Annotated in this window: 14 protein-coding genes and 2 pseudogenes; 2 read left to right on the top strand and 14 right to left on the bottom strand. The window is 53.9% G+C overall.

The genetic code is table 11. From position 1 onward, the window contains the following. Positions 1-10 precede the first annotated feature (10 nt). Positions 11-1339, top strand: coding sequence for an MATE family efflux transporter (locus NI21_RS0103590; protein ID WP_033124877.1), 1329 nt, complete (start codon positions 11-13; stop codon positions 1337-1339). On the opposite strand, the gene NI21_RS0103585 is transcribed toward NI21_RS0103590, so the two are convergent. The 11 genes and pseudogenes from NI21_RS0103585 to NI21_RS17215 form a co-directional block, all read right to left on the bottom strand. Continuing rightward, positions 1309-3366, bottom strand: a complete 2058-nt coding sequence (locus NI21_RS0103585) for a UvrD-helicase domain-containing protein (RefSeq protein ID WP_033124876.1) — start codon at positions 3364-3366, stop codon at positions 1309-1311. The genes NI21_RS0103590 and NI21_RS0103585 overlap by 31 nt on opposite strands. After that, the gene (locus NI21_RS0103580) at positions 3366-3965 is read right to left on the bottom strand and encodes an HD domain-containing protein (RefSeq protein ID WP_033124875.1); all 600 of its coding nucleotides are present in this window, start codon (positions 3963-3965) and stop codon (positions 3366-3368) included. Before NI21_RS0103580 ends, NI21_RS0103585 begins: the two co-directional genes overlap by 1 nt. 334 nt (positions 3966-4299) lie before the next feature. Continuing rightward, positions 4300-4452, bottom strand: coding sequence for a hypothetical protein (locus NI21_RS16275; protein WP_369792762.1), 153 nt, complete (start codon positions 4450-4452; stop codon positions 4300-4302). A gap of 24 nt (positions 4453-4476) precedes the next feature. Continuing rightward, a complete protein-coding gene (locus NI21_RS0103575; protein ID WP_033124930.1) occupies positions 4477-4917 on the bottom strand; it encodes a pyridoxamine 5'-phosphate oxidase family protein in 441 nt (146 codons plus the stop codon). Next, positions 4917-5354 carry a GNAT family N-acetyltransferase gene (locus NI21_RS0103570; RefSeq protein WP_033124874.1) on the bottom strand — a complete coding sequence of 146 codons (438 nt, stop codon included), beginning with the start codon at positions 5352-5354 and terminating at the stop codon, positions 4917-4919. Before NI21_RS0103570 ends, NI21_RS0103575 begins: the two co-directional genes overlap by 1 nt. Before the next feature lie 140 nt (positions 5355-5494). After that, a complete protein-coding gene (locus NI21_RS0103565; protein WP_033124929.1) occupies positions 5495-6655 on the bottom strand; it encodes an iron-containing alcohol dehydrogenase in 1161 nt (386 codons plus the stop codon). A 198-nt stretch (positions 6656-6853) separates the two neighbouring features. Further along, entirely contained in the window at positions 6854-7231 is a 378-nt protein-coding gene (locus tag NI21_RS0103560; protein ID WP_033124873.1) for a DUF5655 domain-containing protein, read from the bottom strand. 15 nt (positions 7232-7246) lie between these two features. After that, complete coding sequence (locus NI21_RS0103555) at positions 7247-8263, bottom strand: aldo/keto reductase (RefSeq protein ID WP_033124872.1); 1017 nt, start codon at positions 8261-8263, stop codon at positions 7247-7249. A 70-nt stretch (positions 8264-8333) separates the two neighbouring features. Continuing rightward, positions 8334-8996, bottom strand: a pseudogene (locus NI21_RS0103550) (formate/nitrite transporter family protein); the annotation flags it as partial. A gap of 36 nt (positions 8997-9032) precedes the next feature. Beyond that, positions 9033-9764 (bottom strand): HAD family hydrolase, encoded by a 732-nt coding sequence (locus NI21_RS0103545; RefSeq protein ID WP_033124870.1) that lies wholly within the window; start codon positions 9762-9764, stop codon positions 9033-9035. A gap of 123 nt (positions 9765-9887) precedes the next feature. Beyond that, positions 9888-10664 carry an RNHCP domain-containing protein gene (locus NI21_RS17215; protein WP_081957956.1) on the bottom strand — a complete coding sequence of 259 codons (777 nt, stop codon included), beginning with the start codon at positions 10662-10664 and terminating at the stop codon, positions 9888-9890. 754 nt (positions 10665-11418) lie between these two features. On the opposite strand from NI21_RS17215, the pseudogene NI21_RS16975 reads away from it, so the two are divergent. After that, positions 11419-11670 (top strand): annotated as a pseudogene (locus tag NI21_RS16975) (FKBP-type peptidyl-prolyl cis-trans isomerase); the annotation flags it as partial. Here NI21_RS16975 and NI21_RS0103530 read toward each other — a convergent pair. The 3 genes from NI21_RS0103530 to NI21_RS0103520 form a co-directional block, all read right to left on the bottom strand. After that, on the bottom strand, positions 11666-12577 hold the full coding sequence (locus tag NI21_RS0103530; protein WP_033124868.1) for a DMT family transporter: 912 nt from the start codon (positions 12575-12577) through the stop codon (positions 11666-11668). The pseudogene NI21_RS16975 and the gene NI21_RS0103530 sit on opposite strands and share 5 nt — an antisense overlap. Continuing rightward, on the bottom strand, positions 12567-13412 hold the full coding sequence (locus NI21_RS0103525; RefSeq protein ID WP_033124867.1) for an AraC family transcriptional regulator: 846 nt from the start codon (positions 13410-13412) through the stop codon (positions 12567-12569). Before NI21_RS0103525 ends, NI21_RS0103530 begins: the two co-directional genes overlap by 11 nt. A gap of 155 nt (positions 13413-13567) precedes the next feature. Continuing rightward, positions 13568-14269 carry a hypothetical protein gene (locus tag NI21_RS0103520; RefSeq protein ID WP_033124866.1) on the bottom strand — a complete coding sequence of 234 codons (702 nt, stop codon included), beginning with the start codon at positions 14267-14269 and terminating at the stop codon, positions 13568-13570. Positions 14270-14301: the final 32 nt, after the last annotated feature.

Below are 14301 nucleotides of genomic sequence, written 5' to 3'. Positions count from 1 at the left end.
TTATTTGAACATGAACACAAACGAATTTATAGCAAGACCGGTCCGGGAGCTCTTTTTTCACTACCTTGTCCCGGCCATCTGCGGCACCATGGTCACATCCATCTATGTGCTGGCAGACACCATTATCATAGGAAAACGGCTGGGGGAGACAGCCCTCGCGGCCCTCAACATCGCCCTCCCCATCTACAATGTATTTTTCGGCCTGGGCCTTCTGTCCGGGGTGGGTGGGTCTGTCCTCATGTCCATCTGTCGCGGGAAGGGCCGAAGGGAGGAGGGGAACGCCTGCTTTACCGCTGCCCTGCTCCTGAACATAGTCCTGTTCCTTGTCTGCCTCGTCCTGTGTACGGCCTTTATGGAGGACCTGGCCCTGTTCCTGGGCGGCACGGAGGAGACTATGCCCTACATCATGGACTATATTCCCTACATCATCTGGGGCATGGGCACCTACTTCTTCTCCGCCTTTCTCCAGACCTTCATCCGGAACGACGGAGCGCCCAGGCTGGCCATGTGCGGCGTCATCGCAGGCGGCGTGACAAACATTATCCTGGACATTGTCTTCGTCTTTCCCCTGGATATGGGAATGGCGGGAGCCGCTCTGGCCACTGTCACCGGCTCCACGCTGACGGTGCTCATCCTGTGCACACATTTTTTCACAAAGAAAAATCAGCTCAGGTTCACCCTGAAGGGCTTTCGCCCGGTCTTCATGGGCAGGATCTTTGCAAACGGCTTTACCAGCTTCGTCATTGAGGCGGCCTCAGGGTTCACCATTTTCTTCTTCAACCTGCAGCTCATCCGGTATCTGGGCAACACAGGCGTCACGGTATACGGCATCATCAGCAACACAGCCCTGGTAGTGATCTGCCTGTGCAAGGGCATCGAGCAGGCGGCCCAGCCCATCCTGTCCATCAACCACGGGGCGGGCCTTGTGGAGCGTATACAGAAGGTACAGTCCCTGTCCCTGCGCACCTCCCTTGTGATCTGCGCCATCCCTGTGGTCCTGGGGCTTGCCGTGCCGAACCTTTTCACCTACATTTTCCTGAACCCGAGCCGGGAGATCCTGACTCTGGCGGCCCCGGCCGTGCGCATCTATTTTACCGGCTTTCTGTTTCTGGGAGTCAACATGGTGTTCATCTGCTACTTCCAGTCCGTGGCAAAGGCAGGGCGTTCCCTTCTCCTCTGCCTCCTGAGAGGGTGCATCCTGGTCATCGCCTTTGCCTACATCCTGCCCCTCTTTCTGGGCAGCACAGGCATCTGGCTGGCCTTCCCGGCCGCGGAGCTTGTCACCATGGCAGTGGGCATCTGCATCTATCAAAAGGAGCTGTCTTCTTCAAACATATAGAGTTCATGGAGAGCCCGGGTGGCGCAGATATACTTTGCCTGCCCAAGAAGAGGGTTCTCCTTCTTTTTGTCCCACACAGTGAACACCTGATCAAACTCCAGCCCCTTGGCCAGGTAGAAGGTAGTCACTGTCAGCCCCGGCTTAAAGGAGCTGCTGTCCCTGTCAATGTAGGACACGGAAAGTCCCCTCTTTTTCAGAAGCTGGCTGATCTCCCATGCCTCCTCCTCAGTCATGGCCAGCACGGCGGCCGTCTCAAAGCCGTCCTCTCCCTGGAGGCGCAGATTGTCCTCCACACCTGCGAGGAGCTGATCCAGATCCTCAAAGGATGCCTCCACCACCTCTTTTCCATGTCTCTCCAGCAGTCCGGGCACCTGGCTTCCGTTGAGCCGGGCCGCGTAGGAGGCGATCTCCACTGTGTTCCGGTAGCTCTTGTCCATGACGATCTTCCTCACCTTTCTCCCGAACACCTTCGGCAGAAAGGGAAGGACATCCTGCACATGGTCGTCCATAGTCTGGAATTTGTCCCCCAGTATGGTCATGCTGCAGGAGAAGAGCTCCGCCAGGATCAGGTACTGGATGTAAGAATAGTCCTGCATCTCGTCTATGACAAGATGCTTCACCCGCCTGTGGGCCCCTCTGCCAAGAAGCCTGTATTTGAGATACAGCATGGGGAACACGTCCTCATACTCCAGCACTCTCTTTTCACAGGGCACGTCCGCCAGGAGGGGATAGCCGCAGTCCTCCATGAGCCAGTTGTAAATCCTGTAGATGTCCTTTGTCACATACATGCGGTCGAATTTTTCCTGGACATACTCCCTCTCCTCATCGGAGAGATCCCTGTCCCTGAGGGTCTCGAACTCGTCCACAAAGTATTCCATCACTGCGTCCATCCGCTTCAGGAGAGGAATGTCCTGGAATTTAAAATAAAACAGCTGGATGAGCTCATTTTCCGTCTTCTTCAGTCCCTTGAACTCAATGTCCTTAAAGTCCAGCAGGCTGTCCTCCAGAATGGCGAGAAAGCCCTCCATCTGGGCAGCCATCACCTCCGACTGCTTCTCTTTGTAGATCCGCTCCCTCTCCTCATCCGGAAACTTCATGACCCGCTCCAGGTGATGCCACCGGTCCTCGCAGTCAGCGGCTGTACCCTTCAGCTCCTTGTAGGCAAACAGGTCAAAGCTCATCTCCTGCACCGGCTCCTCCCCCAGCTCCGGCAGGATGTGGGAGATATAGTCCGCAAAGACGCTGTTAGGCGACAGGATCAGCACGTCCGATGATTTCAGATTGTCCCTGTCATGATACAGAAGGTAGGCGATCCGGTGGAGTGCCACAGATGTCTTGCCGCTCCCCGCCACGCCCTGGATGGCCAGGATCTTATCCTCCGTGTTGCGGATAATAGCGTTCTGCTCCCGCTGGATCGTGCTGACAATATTTTTCAGCCTCACATCCCCGTTTGTTCCCAGCTCCGCCTTCAGTATCTCGTCGTCTATCTTTGTATCGCTCTCAAAGGCGTAAATAAGCTTTCCCTTCCGGATCTTGTACTGCTTTTTCGCGGTGATCTCGCCCTCCATGACGCCGACCGGCGCCTGGTAGGAGGCAGGCCCCCTGTCATAATCATAGAAAAGGCCGCTGACCGGCGCCCTCCAGTCGTAGATGAGAGGGGTCATGCCCGTGTCCTCGGCAAAGTTTCCTATCCCAATGTAGAAGATCTCCGCCTCGTCCTCGCCCTCGTAGACAAAATCCACTCTCCCGAAAAAGGGGGAGTCCAGCATCCTCCGGAACCGTCTTCTCTTGAGGAGAAGCTCATTGTTGGCGTTGGTCTGGTTCAGGAGGGCCTGCTGGTTATCATAGTCCTCATACCCATACTGGTCCATCTCCGTGTAGTTTTCCCAGTAGTAGTCGTGCATACTCTCAATATCTTTCTGTCCGGCCAGAATGGACTGATCCAGCTTCTCTATTCTGTTTTTCAGCTTTTGCGTAACTTCCTCAAGAAAAGAAATGCCTTCTGTGTATTGTTCGTTTCTGTTCATTACTCCTCTTCTCCGTTAATAGCTGTCATCTCCTCCTGTATCTCCTTCTCGCATGACTTCATGGCCAGGAGCGTCTTCTCAAACAGTTCATTCAGCTCCCACCCGAGCATCTGCGCCCCTTTCCGTATGATATCCCTGGAGCAGCCGGCAGCAAACCGCTTGTCTTTAAACTTCTTTTTTACGCTGGACACCTCCATGTCCGACACACTCTTTGAGGGGCGCATCAGGGCCGCCGCCCAGATCAGTCCCGTCAGCTCATCCGCCGCAAAGAGAACCTTCTCCATCTCGCAGGAGGGCTCCTCGTCCGAGCAGATGCCGTAGCCGTGGGAGCACACAGAGTGGATCATATCCTCCCCCACTCCGGCCTTTCGCAGAAGCTCCGGCGCCTTCTGGCAGTGCTCCTCCGGGTAGAGCTCAAAGTCGATATCGTGGAGAAGCCCTGTGATCCCCCAGTACTCCTCCTCATCGCCGTATCCCAGCTCCCGGGCGTACCAGCGCATCACCTTCTCCACTGTCAGACCGTGCTGAATGTGGAAGGGTTCCTTGTTATATGTCCTCAGAAGCTCCAGCGCTTCCTCTCTTGTCAGATTGCTCTTCATTTGTTCTAGCCTGCCTTTCTTCCATGTAGTCTGGTAAGTTTAAATGTTATTATACCAGATGCCGCCGCTGGTATCCAGATGTATATTATACTCTACATTTATATTGTGCAGGATTTATCCCGCTGGTTATAAGACTTATAATTCATTTTCCGAATTGCCGGTATACCTAACACTCTCAAGGATCGGCACGCACAGCGATCTGTTTTGAGAGCCAAAAAAGGTTGTCCTCAACCAGATGGACAACCTTTCATCTTTTGTAAATGCTGTTTTTCCCTTTTTACATATGCTTTTTGGTGACAAAAGAAAGCTTTAAATCCATCCCCATGCCATCAGCTCATTCTTTTTGCGTTAGATTTTGTGATGTTCTTGCTTCTACAATCGCTCGAATAATGTCAAATTCAGGCTGTAATGCATCATACTCTTTTCGAAATTCATCCTCTTTTAATTGTTGTAAAATTTCATTCAAAAAGTCTTTAAATTCGCTCATTACAACGATTCCTTTCCAGAAATTCTAATCGGTATTGCTTTGCCAATCTGAAACCTCAAAATCCTCCGACTTCATATTGCTGTAATAGCGCCCCTTCTCCGCCGTAAATTTAAGCACGCAGTAGTCCGGGTCTGTCACGCCCTCCTTGTAGAACAGCGTGTCTCCCTCCTGCCAGAGCCGCTCCTTCACCTCCGGATCCTCCAGCACCTCCACTGTGCCGGACAGGCTGACGCCCCTGAAATAGCGCCTGTCCATAAAGTAGATGCTGGCTTTCGGGTTATCCCGGAAGCATTTCACCTTGTTGGAGGATGTGTTGGTGGAAAACCAGAAGATCCTGATGCCCTCCCTCTGCCTTGGCTTCAGCATGGCCTTTGTCACCGGAAATCCCTCACTGTCTATGTAGCTTATAAAGCAGTTTCCCGCCCTGTCCGCCATATTTCCTATCGTCTTTTGGACATCTCTCATCATCTTCCCTCTCCTTTCCATTCCATCTCATACTCTCTTTCTCCGGTCCCCTCATCCAGCCCTTCCTGCCGGATGCGGAACCCGTTTCTCAGATAAAACCTCACGGCCCTCTCATTTTTCTGGTATACCCGGAGGGTGAGAGCGCTGCGGTTCTTCTTTGCGAAATCCAGGAGGGCGGCGCCGATACCGGCTGACCGCTTCTCGTCCCGCACAAAAATCCCCTCGATATAGTCCCCGCTAAGACCTATAAATCCGTCCGGGCGGCCCGCTCCCTCCTCCTCGTACACATAGAGGGCAGCGCCTGGCAGCAGGTCTCTTACAAGCTCCTGGTTGTCCTTCCAGTACCGCTCCGGAATAAAGCTGTGGGCCTGCAGGTTGCCCTCCAGCCAGAGTCCCATGACCGTCTCCAGATCCCTCTCCTCAAATTTTCTGATCATCCTCTCCTCTTGCCCCCCTTCCGCAATCAAAAAAATTCCTCTCTGACACCGTATTATACTGCATCAGAGAGGATTACTCAACCATACTGCCTTATCTATACTTTCTTTATCTATGCTGTCTTTTCCGGGCCGCTTTATCCTTACAGCGCTTCCCGGTAGATCTGGGCCACTTCCTCCTCCGTGAACACCTTGGGGTGGTTCTGGAGTCCGGCCGCGGAGACCTTGAAAGCGTTCTTTGTCATCCACTCCACGTCCTCCGGAAGGACGCCTTCCGCCGAGAGAGTTGTCCGCAGATCCAGGCTGTCCAGGAGCGCCTCGATGACAGCCACGCAGTCCTTCTCATCCGCGCCTCCCAGACATTTTGAGATGACGGCAAATGTCTCCGGAGCCGCCTCTACGGTGCGCCTGTAGATGACCGGAGTGAGGGCTGCCAGGCCCCTGCCGTGGGTGATGTTGCGCATGCCGCTGGCCGGGTGCTCCAGCCCGTGGGGAGCAGTCACCCCGGCCTGGTTAATGACCATGCCGCCGTATGTGCTGGCCAGGCAGACAGCGCTCCAGGCATCCATGTCCATGGCAGCTGGGTCTGTGAGCCCTTTTTTCTTCTCCTCATAGATTTTCACCAGATTTCCGCCGATGAGGCGGATGCCCTCCAGAGCCATGATCTCCGTGATCGGGTCACAGATTTTACTCATATAGGCCTCCATGCAGTGGCAAAGGGCGTCAAATCCAACGGACGCCAGGACATGAGCCGGCATGGTGGTCATCAGCTCCGGGTCAACGATGGACGCCCTGGCGATGACCGCGTTGTCCCGCAAAGATTTTTTGTCCCTTGTCTCGTCCTCTGTGAGCACGGCAAAGCAGTTGCCCTCGCTGCCTGTCCCGCAGGTGGTGGGCACAAGGACAAGAGGCAGCGCGCCGGCGCCTTTCTTCACCCCATAGATATAGTCGAAGATCGGTCCCTCATTGCAGGCCGCAAAGGCCACCGCCTTGCTGCAGTCCATGATGCTTCCCCCTCCAAGACCCACGATCACATCGCAGCCCTTCTCCCTGGCGATGGCGGCGCCTCGCATAGCGGTAGATGCAAGGGGATTGGGCTCCGCCTCGTCAAAGACAGTCACCTCCATCCCCTCTTTTTCAAGCAGCGCTTTCGCCCGATCCAAGAGCCCGGATCTCTTTGTGCTGCCTCTCCCCGTCACGATCATGGCCTTTCGCCCGTATTTCGCGGCCTCCTCTCCCAGTACTTCGGTCTTCCCGGCTCCGAAGATCAGATTGACCGGGAGATAATGGCTGAATATTGTCATCATGATAGCTCTCCATCCTTTCTCTGTTCCATTCTAAACAAATGCGGAAGCAAAAAGGGAGCTGTGATCTCATCTCACAGCTCCCTTGCCATATTTCCGTATTCATTTCCCAACGAGCCTATTATGATAGTTTTTCTTCCATCTGTCAAGACTCCGTCCAAAAAATCTTTCCTGTCACTGTCCAAAAAATCTTTCCTGTCACTTCGCCGCTGAGAAGGCGGCCGCCTCCTCCACCCAGCCGAGCAGCTCCTCATCAATCTCCTCCTCCCGGGACACAAGGACATGGTGGGTCCACCGGTTGGGATAGGGCTCGGTGGCGATGTCGATGCGGGGCGACTCCTTTTTACAGGCCAGCCCAAAGGTAATTACAATATAGACCGGCGGCCGCTCCTTCGCCTTTCTCACCTTCGCGAAGGAGACGCAGGCAAAGACATGTCTGTTGGTGTAGGTGATCTGAGTCTTCTGCACCTTGATGCGCACGTTCTCTACCCGGGAGAGAACCTCTTTCTCGAACTTCACATACAGAGGCAAAGCCTCCGGCATCTGCTCAAAAAACTGCAGCACTCTGTCATCCATCTTCCCGGCTCCTCTTTATTTCAGAAAGGTCTTGTAGTCCTCGTAATTCTTTGCCAGCAGATCCGGCGTATTCAGGCCGTAGGGACATTTGCTCATGCAATGGCCGCAGTGGAGACAATTTTCAATCTTCTTCATCTTCTCCTGCCACTCCTTGGAGAGCCATCCCTCCTGGGGCGCCCGGCGGAGCATCAGGCTCATCCTGGCACAGTTGTTGATCTCAATGCCTGCGGGACAGGGCATGCAGTAGCCGCAGCCTCTGCAGAAATCACCGGAGAGCTGCTTCTTGTCCTTCTCGATCTCTGCGAGGAGGTTCCCGTCAAGCGCAGGCGGACAGACCTGATAGGAGAGAAATTCATCCAGCTCCGACTCCCTCTGCACGCCCCAGATAGGAGCCACGTGGGCGAACTGCGGCTGGGCCATAAAGGCGTAGGCGCAGGCTGAATTGTGGATCAGTCCCCCTGCCAGCCCTTTCATAGCGATAAATCCCATATCCGCCGCCTTACACTCCTCTACGATCTCCAGGTCTGTATCTGACGCCAGATAGGAGAAGGGGAACTGCAATGTCTCATAGAGACCGGACTGGATCGCCTCCTTCGCCACAGCGATCCTGTGGTTTGTGATGCCGATGTGGCGGATCTTTCCCTGCTTTTTTGCCTCCAGAGCCGCATCGTAGAGACCGGACTCATCTCCCGGCTTCGGGCAGAAGGCCGGGTTGTGGAACTGGTAGATGTCTATGTAGTCTGTCTTCAGCTTTGTAAGGCTCTCCTCCAGATCCTTCCACATATCCTCTGCCGTCTGGGCAGCAGTCTTCGTGCTGATGACGATTTTGTCCCTTGTGTACTCAAAGGCAGCGCCCAGCTTCTCCTCGCTGTCCGAGTAGGCCCTGGCGGTATCAAAATAGTTGATCCCGTTGTAAAATGCCTTCTGCAGGAGATAGACAGCCTCCTTCTTCGTGATGCGCTGGATGGGCAGGGCCCCAAATCCGTTCTTGTTGACCTCGATCCCGGTCTTCCCTAAAATCACTTTGTCCATGCTTTGTTTCCTCCGTTTCTATTTGTACTTTTTGTGTTTTCCATAGCTTCTGTTCGCTTATGCTATCTGCTCATTTACCCTCTGCACCGGTAGCGCTCTTCTTTTGATCCAGACTGCGCACAGCCCAGGCGATGAACATGCCCCCGGCCAGATTGCCCGCCGAGACAAAGGCCAGCACCTTCAAAGCCTCCAGCGCGCTGATCCCGAACTGGAGCCAGCAGCAGGACAGGTAAAACATATCCGCCACGATATGCTCAAACCCGCAGAACACAAAGGCGGTGATAAAGAGCCACACATAGAAGATCTGGGCAAAGGAGCCGTTTTCATACCTGGCGCCGATAAGCACTGCAAAGGCCACAAAGAACCCGCAGAACACAGCCAGGATAAAGAGGCTCAAAGGAGCGTCCTGAAGCTTCGTCTCACCGATCCTGGCCAGAGGCTCCCGGATCGTCTCCTTAAATCTTGTACCCTGCACAGCGGCCGCCGCGATCAGCGTCCCTATGCCGTTGCCCGCCCAGGCCACCGCTACATCGCTCCAGTGATATCTTCTGTCATACACCATCAGCGGGCACACCCTTGTCACAAGCATGTTGTGGAGGTTGAGCACAAGGAGAATTCCCACCGCAAAAAACAGGCTTCCCACCAATGTGTTGGGGATTGCGAGATAGGTCATGGCTCCCATGGAAATAAACACACCGGCCATAACGCTGCTCATCCATTTTTCTTTCATGTCATTTTCCTCTTCTGTTCTTTTTTTCTGGTATCTCTTCTATCCAAGGAGGATATCCCTGAGCTTTTTCATGTCCATCCTCTCCAGGACGTGATCCGCCGCGGGGAATGGCTCCTCTGGCGAAATCTCTGTCCGCACGTAGACCGTGGCAAGCCCGGCCCTCTTCGCTCCCTCGATGTCGCACAGCCCGTCATTTCCCGTCATGACCGCCGTCTTCCTGGGAATGGCAAAGGCTGTGAGGAGGGACTCGTAAAAGGCCAGGTCCGGCTTCTTGCAGCCCTGCTCCGAGGAGATGAAAATGCCGTCAAAATACGGAGTGATCCCCAGAGCGTTCATCTCATACTCTGTGAATATTTTCTGGGCATTGGACAAAAGGTAAAGCTTTTTCCCCTTCTCCCGCAGGGCCTGGAGCATCTCCTTCGTCCCCTCGTAGAGCCTCAGATAGTCTATGGAGAGGATGCGGAAAAACTGACCCGCGTGCCGCACCAGAGGCTCGTCCGCCTCTGCCCCCTCCTCCAGGAAAAGCGACCGGAAGACGTCCTCGATCTGTATCTCCGGAAACGCCTCATGGGCGTCCCTCCTGACTCCTCTCTTGCCGGCGCTTTGCTCCTCTGTCAGCCGCCGGTAGGCCGCTCTAAGCTCCCCCGGCGTGTAGGCTGCGCCGTAAAAGGCGTAAAACAGAGCCAGTCTCTCCCACAGCTCCTCCTTTTCTTCGTCCGTGTGTATGTCCACAAGCGTGCCGTACAGGTCAAAAATACAGGTCTCGTACATTCCCGGCCTCCTTTCATTTTATCTTTTTTATTATACCCTCAATCCAGAGGATAGACAATATCTCTTTCTCAGTTCTCCTTCCCAGTTCCTGCTTTCTCAGATCCTTCACCTGCGCTCCTCCGCCTATCCCTCCATGGAGGCTGTCATGTCCCGGATCTCCTCCCTGGAGATGGCGCTGCTCCCAAAGGGGCGCATGGCCAGGGCCATGAGCTTCATAGGATTGTCGTCCGCCGCAATGCGGTTTGAACCGATCTTGCCGCACCGCTGACACCGGTGCAGGATGGCCCACTCCCCGTTCTTTCTCACCCACACGCCGATGGGCTCCATGCGTCCGTGACAGTCCGACGCCCTGTCCCCCGGCTCCTGGTCCAGATGCAGACTGTACAGGCAGTTGGGGCAGTGGTTCCTGTGGCCGCTCCCTGCTCCCGCCGGCACCACCGGCCATCCGCACACCTTGCACGTAAAGGGATCCATACAGGGATGTGTCCTGAAATACTTCTTGTCATATTTGCGCTTTTTATTTTCTCTGTTCATTTTTCCTTCCTCCTCTCCCTGACCTCCCATGATCCTTGTCAGCTCCTCCATTCTCTCAATGGGGAAGGGAGGGGAGGACAGGGGCTTTGACGCGATGGACATGACCTTGATGAGATTGTCCCTGTCTGACATCTCCACAGCAGTCATCTCCCCGCAGAGTCTGCACCGCTCCACGATCTCCCAGGCATCGCTCTCTCTCACCCAGATGCCTACCGGCTCCAGCATGCCCCCGCACTCGCATCCCTCTTCGTCCGTCTCATGTATGCCGGACAGGCAGTTGGGGCAGTGGTCCGGCCAGCTCTCTTTTTCGTCCAGGTTTGATGTCCAGCCACAGCTGGGACAGATATACTTTGTTTCTTCTTTCATGATCTTTCTCCTCCAAGTCGTCGATTTGCACCCTTTTATGCTCGGAACAAACCGGACAGGTCCTCTTCAGAATAAAAAAAGGACAACCCATTGATCCGGGTTATCCGTCTGTCTGCCCTGCTGTATCAGGCTCTGAAAAATCCACACAAAAATTTCGCAGAAAAATCCCGCAGGAAATAGAACTGCCTTTCAATAAAAAGCCAGCCTGATGTTACTATCCGCAGACAGATACAACAAATAAACCCATCTCAATGCTGAAGATGAGACAAAATCCGTTGTTCCTTTTGTTAGCGAATAGCCGACATCAAGCCACCTCCCTTGTTTTGCTCTCCACATCATAGCACAGCCGGCCTGTCTGTACAAGCCCTGAGCCCTCTGTTTTGTGCAGATTTTTTTATTTCTCTGTAAAAATCACAGTTTCACCATATTTTCTCTGTAAAATAAAAAAGGATATTTTAATGAAACGAGGTAAGATCACACTATGAAAAAAGAAAACCGAAAAATGGCACAGCAGCGGAGAGCCCGGGAGCGCCGGAAAAAAGAGCGCATACGGAAGCTCAAAAAACTCCTCATCATTGCCATTCCCTGCCTTGCCGTCATCATTCTCATTACAGCTATCGCTCTCTCCTCCCGGTCCTCATCCGGGGACAACTCCTCTGCCGACACGGCTGCGGAAGACACATCCGCCGCAGATGCGTCAGATACCGGCAGCAGCGATACGGACAGCCCCTCCTACTCAACTGACACCTCTCTCACTGTGGAGAGCGGAGACACTGTCAACATCGACTATGTGGGAACGGTGGACGGCGTGGAGTTTGAGGGAGGCAGCACAAATGGCTCCGGCGCGGATCTGGAGATAGGCTCCGGCTCCTACATCGACGGCTTTGAGGATCAGCTCATTGGCGCCCACCCCGGCGACACAGTGGACGTCACTGTCACCTTCCCGGAGGACTATGGAGTGGATGAGCTGAATGGAAAGGAAGCTGTGTTCACTGTGACAGTCAATGGGATTTACGAATAATATTTCTCCCGCCGCCCCATTTACCTTCCGAGAGCAAAAGCCCAGCCAGAGTGAGGACTGTCCCTGCTCCGGTCATCCACGTAAAGGGCTCCCGCAGGATCACTACTGAAGCCGCCACGGTAATGACGGGAACCAGATAAATGTAAACGCTGGTCTTGACCGCGCCCAGCAGCCTGACCGCGAAATTCCACGTGACAAAGCAGAGCGCGGATGCCCCTAATCCCAGAAAGAGGATGTTCCAAAGATAGACAGGGTTCGCAAACCGATCCAGCTCCAGCCTGAAATCAAACAGGAACAAGGCCGGAACCATGAACAGGATGCCGTAGAAAAAGATCCTTCTCGTTGTCAGGATCGTATTGTATCCGTATCCGCTAATCCTGCGCGTGAGAATGGAATAGCAGGCCCACAAAAAGGCGGCCAGCAGGGCCAGCAGATCCCCTGTCGGATTGAGCTGCAGGGCAGAGCCGTTGAAGCTGATCAATGCAATCCCTGCCATCGCGATGAGAAATCCCACAAAGAAAGCAGCCCCCAGCTTCTCCTCCTTCTTCAGGAGCAGATGGGACAAAATGGCCGTAAAAAACGGAGCCGCGGAAATGATGACCCCCACATTGGAAGCCATTGTATAGGTCAGCGCAATGTTTTCCATCAGGTAGTACAGACATACGCCGCACAGTCCTGCGGCGCCAAATACGATCTCCTGTCTGAGCGTCGTCCCTGTCATCCGGCGGGGGCAGACGATCAGGAGGGCCAGAAGTCCCAGGACAAATCGGAAAAAGAGGATTTCTACAGGCTGGAAATCCACCAGCAATACCTTTGTGGAGATAAAGGTAGTCCCCCAGATCAAAATTGTGAGCAGAGCCGCCAGGTGCCCTCTTGATGCTTTATTTTCCATGCTGTCTGTCCTCCGTTCTGTTCTTTTTCAAAAAAATATCCCGGTAGGCACCGGGCGTAAAGCCGATAAACCGGCTGAAATAATTTGTAAAATGGCTCTGGTCGGAAAATCCTGTCCGCAGGGCTGCCTCTGCCGGAGGCACTCCCTTCTCCAGCAGCTTCTTCGCCGCGCCAATGCGGATATTTTCAAGATAACAGTAGGGCGTGACTCCCTTTGCCCTGACAAATGCCCTCAGCAGCGTGGACTTGCTCAGCCCTGCCTGGCGGCATATCTGGTCCAGACAGATGCGCTCCCCATAATGTCTCTCCATGAACGCACAGGCCCTCTCGATCTCTTCCCGGCACTCCGGGACACATTCCTCAAAGGGCTGTCCGCATCGCCCCAGGAGCAAAGACAGCACAAGGAGAAGATTTTCTTCCTTTCCAAATTCGCGGGAGCCCTCCATGACAAGCCCGTGGAGAGGGCGCAGATAACAGGAGATCTCCTCGTCGCGGAGCACGGTTTCTGAAAATCCCGGAAGACTCCGCCTGCCTGTCACTTCCCCCATCAGATCCAGCATAGTCTCCTTTGAGATGTTAAATCCCCTGTAGTCCAGGGCTCCTCCGTCCACCTGAACACAGGCATGGCTGTCGCCCGGATTGAACAGGACCACATCGCCCCTGCGGATCATGTACTCCCGGTTCCTGCAGGACAGGCGGCGCTCCCCCTCCTCCACAAAGCCGATCACATAGTACTCATGGAAATGGTTGGGAAAGGGCTGGGCTATGCCCTTAAAACGGTAGGCTTCCAGTCCCAGCTCCTCATCGTACACCGCAGTCTTTGTCTCTTTTCTCATAGCCCGCCTCCCATTAACCCCTGTTCAGGATCTTGCATTTTATTCAGCCCTTCTATTGTAGCACAGGGCATGGCCGGAGGGCTTGTAAAATATCTTCAAATCTCTGTCTGCCTCTACAGATACGAAGTTTTCCTGTCCATCCACATAGAGCTCACTCATTTCTTTGTAGTAATTTTTTTCGCGTCAACATGCCGCAGAAGATATGCGTCCATGTCCTCAATACCTGTCATGGTCTGATTTAGCGACACACGCTTATCTTTTGTGTAAAACCTAACCTTTTGTATCATCTCCCAGCCGGAATCCATCTTAACCTTTCGGACAACCCTGGTTATATCGGACGCAGAAAACTGCCAGGTTCTTCCTGCCGCAGGCCTGACCGTTACGACAGCCCCCTCGGCTGTAATCCGGAACCTCCATATCTGAAGCGCCCAGGCAAGGAATGGGCTGGCGAGGAGAACAGTCACAATACCGAAACCTGTGGTAAATCTCAGACTTGCAACATCCAGCACAGCTATGAGCAGAGCAGGAAAAAGCAGGGACACGACCACCACGGCCACGATGACCAGATACGTTTTGGAACAGTATACCTCCGTTTTCAGTCCAAGCTCGTCTTCAAACATCACCTGGCCATCAGAGCTGAAAAAGAGTATTTTTGTGCCAGTGTCTTTTCCATATCGTGTCGCCTGATAACTCAGGTCAATCCTGTCCTGCTCTGTCGCCTCACCGCTGTGCCGGACCCATTCGATCGAGTCAGCCAGTGCGCAAAATTCTCCAAAGCAGACTTCCCCGTCAAATCTTGCGATATTCCCGGCATCATCTTCAATCTGTACGTAGCATTTTGTTCCTGTAACCTTCATATTACAGCGTCCCTTCCTGTGATGCGTCTCTC

Source organism: Eubacterium sp. ER2 (genome assembly GCF_000765215.1).
Taxonomy (GTDB): domain Bacteria; phylum Bacillota; class Clostridia; order Lachnospirales; family Lachnospiraceae; genus Claveliimonas; species Claveliimonas intestinigallinarum.
This window is presented reverse-complemented; position numbering and strand designations above follow the sequence as displayed.

Coding starts and splice junctions, on each gene's coding strand:
- NI21_RS0103570 (WP_033124874.1), bottom strand. CDS start 5,354: ATGATCAGAAAATTTGAGGAGAGGGATCTGGAGACGGTCATGGGACTC.
- NI21_RS16275 (WP_369792762.1), bottom strand. CDS start 4,452: ATGAGCGAATTTAAAGACTTTTTGAATGAAATTTTACAACAATTAAAA.
- NI21_RS0103575 (WP_033124930.1), bottom strand. CDS start 4,917: ATGAGAGATGTCCAAAAGACGATAGGAAATATGGCGGACAGGGCGGGA.
- NI21_RS17215 (WP_081957956.1), bottom strand. CDS start 10,664: ATGAAAGAAGAAACAAAGTATATCTGTCCCAGCTGTGGCTGGACATCA.
- NI21_RS0103565 (WP_033124929.1), bottom strand. CDS start 6,655: ATGACAATATTCAGCCATTATCTCCCGGTCAATCTGATCTTCGGAGCC.
- NI21_RS0103555 (WP_033124872.1), bottom strand. CDS start 8,263: ATGGACAAAGTGATTTTAGGGAAGACCGGGATCGAGGTCAACAAGAAC.
- NI21_RS0103520 (WP_033124866.1), bottom strand. CDS start 14,269: ATGAAGGTTACAGGAACAAAATGCTACGTACAGATTGAAGATGATGCC.
- NI21_RS0103525 (WP_033124867.1), bottom strand. CDS start 13,412: ATGAGAAAAGAGACAAAGACTGCGGTGTACGATGAGGAGCTGGGACTG.
- NI21_RS0103560 (WP_033124873.1), bottom strand. CDS start 7,231: ATGGATGACAGAGTGCTGCAGTTTTTTGAGCAGATGCCGGAGGCTTTG.
- NI21_RS0103530 (WP_033124868.1), bottom strand. CDS start 12,577: ATGGAAAATAAAGCATCAAGAGGGCACCTGGCGGCTCTGCTCACAATT.
- NI21_RS0103545 (WP_033124870.1), bottom strand. CDS start 9,764: ATGTACGAGACCTGTATTTTTGACCTGTACGGCACGCTTGTGGACATA.
- NI21_RS0103585 (WP_033124876.1), bottom strand. CDS start 3,366: ATGAACAGAAACGAACAATACACAGAAGGCATTTCTTTTCTTGAGGAA.
- NI21_RS0103580 (WP_033124875.1), bottom strand. CDS start 3,965: ATGAAGAGCAATCTGACAAGAGAGGAAGCGCTGGAGCTTCTGAGGACA.
- NI21_RS0103590 (WP_033124877.1), top strand. CDS start 11: ATGAACACAAACGAATTTATAGCAAGACCGGTCCGGGAGCTCTTTTTT.